The sequence below is a fragment of the Balnearium lithotrophicum genome (assembly GCF_900182585.1).
GTDB classification, from domain to species: domain Bacteria; phylum Aquificota; class Aquificia; order Desulfurobacteriales; family Desulfurobacteriaceae; genus Balnearium; species Balnearium lithotrophicum.
Genome location: NZ_FXTM01000040.1, coordinates 1 through 5,300, shown reverse-complemented (window position 1 = coordinate 5,300; position 5,300 = coordinate 1). Strand labels below are relative to the sequence as shown.

Below are 5,300 nucleotides of genomic sequence, written 5' to 3'. Positions count from 1 at the left end.
ACTACTTCAGCTATCCGAGGTCTCCCAAGACCAATTCCCACGTTGAAAGGTTCATACAGACGGTGGAGAAGGAACTGTGGATGATAGAAGGGACTGAGCCGACAGTTGATGAGATGAACAGGAAGTTATTTAGGTATCTAAACTTTTACAACTTCGTTAGGCCTCATCAAGGTCTTGGTTATAAGACTCCAGTAGAGAAGTTTGAGGAATATATTAAAAAACTCCAGGGTGTCCACCATGTATTGAACGAGAACATCAAATTGACAAATTTAGCCAGTAAATTTAAGAGTGTCAGACTAAAAACTAAAGATTTCAAGTTTAAAGGGAAGAAGCAAGAAGTAGATAAAAAGTTTTTTTGATACGAATGTTCTTATTTATGCTTATTAGGAATACGTAAAACTGTTTGAAATCAAGTATAGCAAAACTTTTGAGGAATTTGAGAGAGAACTGTGATGATTATGCGGAACGAAAGGCTTGTATAAAAGCTCTGAGCACTTTCGAAAAGGAACTTCACAAGACAGAAGATGGAGTTAAACTGTCTTAGGCAAAAAGTTTTGAGATTTTAGGCTTTAGTACTTATGTGGTTTTCTAAAAAACTCCCTTGTTTTCTACAAGGTATCTTATACATAAATCAATATAGGGAAGTTCAAAAATGGGTAAACAGTTTGGCTGTAAGAATTCCTTCAGCGTTTGCTAAAAAAATTAGGTTCTGTCCTGATACGGAAGGGGAGTTAAAAATTGAAAATAACAAGTTGGTAATTATTCCTATTAAAGTTTCCCTGCCAGCTAATTGTCCTGTAATAGGTGTTATTCTTACAGACTAGATTCGTAATTTGGATTGGAATGTTAGAAAGGCATCTTTTATAGCCAGGGTTTCTGAAAATACTTTAAAAAGGTTTTGGAAAAGATTCAATTGCTCTTATTATTGAGTGTCTGTATCGAAAGGCAGGAAGATATACTTTTTTACGATAAATTGAAAAGGGTACTGAAAAAGTACTTAGCCAAAAACTCCAATTTCTGGGAACGATAATTTTTAACTAAAAACGTTAGCTAACTTTCAGCTATTTAATCGTTTTAAGAAAGTCAGCTATTGTGATTATTTCAAAGTCAAGCTTTGGAGCTCCGCACTCCCTAACCCACTCAAGGGCAGTTTTCCTGCACCATTCTAAGTCTATCTCTGGAGCGAAACTTGCAAGGTATATTTTTGTTTCAAAGTGTCTTTTTAACGTATACGCAAGCTGGTTCAAATAGAGAATCTTTTCTCTAACCTTTTTAGCCTTCTCGCTACCACTCAATCCTAACTTTATGAAGAACTCAACGTTTCCCTTACACTCATAACCCTCAACGTAGTTCCTTCCCCAGAATGCCACATCTATGTTTTTTCCAGAGAGCTCCTTCCCCCTACAGTAGATTTTTACCCTCTCCCTGTTAACCATAGGTTGACAGTGCATTGAAAGGAGGTCAACTTTTTCTTTTTTAATGGGACCTAAGTGGAAAACGAGCTCCTCAAAGAGCCTTCCCTTTCTTAAGGCTATTAGGTCATCTTGAGGAATAGGTTTTCCTGAGGAGTTTTCAGAGTGTTTCAAGTAAAAGTTCTCCAAAAGTTTCCAGAGTATCTCCTTCTCCGTTCTTGAAATTGGCAGAGAGGAGAAGAATTCCTCCTTTTTTTCTGATTTAAACTTGTAGAACTGTTTAAGGTGGTCAACGTACTGGAAGAACTTGGCTATTTGCAAAATTACAGAAATTCTTTCTTTCTTTCTGAGGCATATTAAAAAGTGAACTAACTCCTTAACGGACTCTCCTAAAAACCTCTCTACATCTACGTAACAGCTGAAAAGAGCCATTATTTAACAAAGTAGTTTAAAAGTGATAGGTTCTGAGTTTGATTTATCGATGCAAGAAGAGCCTGATAGGCCGTTTTGGCCTTCTCGTACTCAGAAATTACGCTGGAGTAGTCTGCATCCTCTATTTTTGACTGGAGTTCCTTAAAGTGGAGAGCTATTGCCTCATTTTGGCTCTTTAAATCCTCAACAATCTTTTCCTTACTTCCAAGTATAGACCTATAGGCCATAATTTTTGAAAGTCCTTTGTCAAAGGCATCTAAAAGTTTTAACGTTTGAACGCCGTCCCCCAAATCTACGTCTAACGTTACGGTGTGAAGTTGTGATAAATCTCCACTTTCCAAAATATCCGCTATTTTATTCAGAACTTCAACAACTGTTATTTTGTTGGAAACTCTATTAACCCCAAAGTATTCTGAACCGTTAAAGTTTGTGTTCACTTCAACACCACTTGCAACAGGCACTGTAGTCTCAACTGTTTCTCCGTTGTAAGTTCCATCGCTATTAAAGGGCAGGGATTGAGTTTTGACTCCACCAAATAGATAAGAGTCTCCTACACGAGTATTTCCCATGTTTACTACGTAAGATGCCACTTTTCTAAAGTAATCTGCCAGAACTTTTGCATCGTCTCCGTTGAGAGTTCCGGTATTGAGAACCTGAACTATTTTTACTCTTGCTTCTTGCAAGACGTTTATGGCAGAGTTTAAAGCGGTTTCTCCTGTGCTGAGTACTGAATTGGTTAAATCAATGTTCCTGTTAAACCTCTTAATGCTATCTATAAACTTTTGAAACCTAAGTTTTCTTGCAAAGTCAACAGGATTATCGGAAGGGGAAAGGAGGGATTTACCCGAAGACAGCTCCTCAGTTGCCCTTTTCAGTTGAGAATTCCTCAATCTATCGTACTTAAGTAGAATATCAAAGAGCTCCTGATTTGTTACTCTCATTTTTTACCTCTTCATGCTTAAGATTGTTTGAAGCAGTTCATCAGTAACAGTTACTATACGTGCAGCAGCTTGGTAGGCTCTTTGGTACTTTGTTAAGTTTATGAGTTCCTCATCAATATTTACACTTGAGAATTCCTTGACTTTTTCCTCTATAGCATCCAGTCTAAACTTGGAACTTTTTACCAAGTCCTTAACTTCCTTAACGTCAGAACCTATTGAAGATACTATTTCTGTTCCGTAGTACTCGGAGAAACTGAGGTTCGAAAGTTCGGAGTATTTCTGATTTCCCAAATCTATCAAAGCTTTAATATTTGTGTTATCTGAACTAAGGTAGTTTGAGTCGGAAGCCGCTGCAACTTTCTTAGGGTCATCAAAAGCTAAGGTAATGTTGGATGCATCGATTGGATTTCCGTTGTCCGATTTAAATAGTTTTATTCCCGTATTTCCGTAAAGGTCATAACCTGCTTCGTGTTGCAGATTTATCTTCTCAGCAAAGGTTGATACAAGTAAATTTAACTTCTCCATGTAGTTCTCTACCTGTTCAATGCCTTTTGCCAAACCAGAAATTTTCCCTTTTTGTAATTCTTTTGTTATATCTATACCATTCACAGAGATTTTTGAATTTTCGTACGAAACGTTAAAACTCTTCGTTTCTAAAACGAGAGGAACTCCTTTAGCCGTGTATACCCTTACCCTTTCATCGGGAAGGTAAACAACCTTAACATCAATGAGTTTTGATATTTCCTTGAGAGTTCTATCCCTCTCATCCAAGTACTGATTTAATCTGTCGGGAGTATCCTTGTACAGAAGCATACTTTTATTAATATCCCTTAACTTATCTGATAACCGGTTAAGTTCATTTATGGTATCCCTCAACTGTCCTTCAGTTGTCGTTTTTATCTCCTCCAGAGAGGAGTAAGAATCCCTGATTCTACCAACCAGTGTCTTTGTAACTGAAAGAAAATTGGCCCTTGCAGCTAAGTCATCGGGTTTAACTGCAATGTCGTGCATGGAATTGAAAAAATCATTAAGAGCTTCTGACAAGCCGCTTCCCATTTGATCGTTAAATACGCTCTCTACTTGCTCCAGAACATTTCTGTAGGTTTCTAAGTTTTGATACTCCCCACTGTTTGATAGGAGTCTTTTGAAATAAGCTTTATTGAAAACTCTCCTTATATCCTCTACTTTAACACCAGCTGCAGGTGAATCTGAAAGGATGGGAACCTCCCTTGAATATCCGTCAGTGTAGACGTTGTTAATGTTTCTGTTTGTTGTTTTAACTCCTATTTGCTGTGAAAGTAGAGCCTGGCTTGCTATAGAGAGAGCTCCAAAGAGAGCCATAATTTCCTCCTAAGTTATCTAATACTAATTATCGCAAAAAAACTTTGAAATTTAGACTCTACCGTTAAAGAGATTTTGTTTTTTTTCACTTTCTCTGTAAGTCAACTTTTCTCCAAACAGTTCTTTCTCAAATTCCTCAAAGAAGGATATGTGGTTCATTAAAAGTGCAGAAATGGTAGAGTTCAACTCTGAGATTTTTAGAATCTCCTCTTGAAAGGAAGAGAGCTCTTCTTTTGAATATTTAGAAATCTCTAAAAGCAGTTGCCTTTTCTTTTCTTGAATTTCCATAAATTCATCTACATTTTTAATTGGAAATTCAATCAATATTTCCTTTTCCTTTTCCAGCAAACTTTTTAAACTCCCAATCAAATCTCGTAGTTCCATGTCTACTCCGTTAACAGACGAATTGTTTTGAGTATCTCTTTCTGCCTTTTCATTATGTATCTGTATATCAGGTCCTTCTCCTTTGGTGATAAGTTAGGGAAAAATAAACCGACCTTTTCCCCATCTTGAAAAGGCTGTTTAGAAACAACTATTCCTTGAGTTTTTATCCTTCCAAAAGGAAAAATTAGTTCAAGATTAATTTTTTCATTGTAATCAACACAGTTTTTTGGGAGTATTAGGCCTATACCGTCTTCGGAGATATCCCATGCTTTAACCTTTTCCTTCCTTCCATTGTTAACTATGAAGACCTCTACGGGACAGGAATCGGAAATTTTCACACGGAGAATTTTCCTTGAAAGCCTTGGGTCAGTAGAGATATTTAACATATCAGTTTCTAAGAATTTATTATTGAAATAGATAACGTTACCTTCGAGACTTCTCTTTTGTTTGTATTCTGGATCAAAAAACTGTGTAAATATTTTTCCTGTATCCTCTACTGCCAATCTTAATTTTGGGTCTATTTCCCACTGTACAAATTTATTCTCAATTGATAAGGGCTTTACTTTAACCCTTATTGGAACTTCGTCATAGAAGCTTAGAACCTCGACCTGTCTATTTTTATCGATTAATTCCCTTAACCATTCAACTATTTTTTCCTTTATGCTCATTAACCTCTCCTTACTGTGAAAACATACTGTTGAAGTTCAGAAAGAAGGTGGACACCCTAAAATAAGATTTGAACTCCAACAAAAGGAGGTGTCCACCAATGAAACAATTAAAGAAATTCAAA

The 5,300-nt window shown here is 36.5% G+C and carries 7 protein-coding genes; 2 read left to right on the top strand and 5 right to left on the bottom strand.

Annotation, left to right across the window (positions count from 1 at the left end; translation table 11 throughout):
• Both FN732_RS09360 and FN732_RS09840 read left to right on the top strand, forming a co-directional pair.
• On the top strand, positions 1–359 hold a 359-nt coding region (locus FN732_RS09360), incomplete at its 5' end, for an integrase core domain-containing protein (RefSeq protein WP_246051373.1).
• A 219-nt stretch (positions 360–578) separates the two neighbouring features.
• The gene (locus FN732_RS09840; protein WP_425456883.1) at positions 579–824 is read left to right on the top strand and encodes an AbrB/MazE/SpoVT family DNA-binding domain-containing protein; all 246 of its coding nucleotides are present in this window, start codon (positions 579–581) and stop codon (positions 822–824) included.
• A gap of 237 nt (positions 825–1,061) precedes the next feature.
• On the opposite strand, the gene FN732_RS09355 is transcribed toward FN732_RS09840, so the two are convergent.
• The 5 genes from FN732_RS09355 to FN732_RS09335 are packed head-to-tail and all read right to left on the bottom strand — an operon-like array spanning position 1,062 to position 5,178.
• On the bottom strand, positions 1,062–1,844 hold the full coding sequence (locus tag FN732_RS09355; RefSeq protein WP_142936271.1) for a hypothetical protein: 783 nt from the start codon (positions 1,842–1,844) through the stop codon (positions 1,062–1,064).
• The gene (gene flgL / locus FN732_RS09350) at positions 1,844–2,785 is read right to left on the bottom strand and encodes a flagellar hook-associated protein FlgL (RefSeq protein WP_142936270.1); all 942 of its coding nucleotides are present in this window, start codon (positions 2,783–2,785) and stop codon (positions 1,844–1,846) included. Before flgL ends, FN732_RS09355 begins: the two co-directional genes overlap by 1 nt.
• A gap of 3 nt (positions 2,786–2,788) precedes the next feature.
• Positions 2,789–4,126: a flagellar hook-associated protein FlgK gene (flgK, locus tag FN732_RS09345; RefSeq protein WP_142936269.1), complete on the bottom strand. Its 1,338-nt coding sequence runs from the start codon at positions 4,124–4,126 to the stop codon at positions 2,789–2,791.
• Positions 4,127–4,177: 51 nt separating this feature from the next.
• Positions 4,178–4,474: a hypothetical protein gene (locus FN732_RS09340; protein WP_142936268.1), complete on the bottom strand. Its 297-nt coding sequence runs from the start codon at positions 4,472–4,474 to the stop codon at positions 4,178–4,180.
• 38 nt (positions 4,475–4,512) lie between these two features.
• Positions 4,513–5,178 (bottom strand): PilZ domain-containing protein, encoded by a 666-nt coding sequence (locus tag FN732_RS09335; protein ID WP_142936267.1) that lies wholly within the window; start codon positions 5,176–5,178, stop codon positions 4,513–4,515.
• Positions 5,179–5,300: the final 122 nt, after the last annotated feature.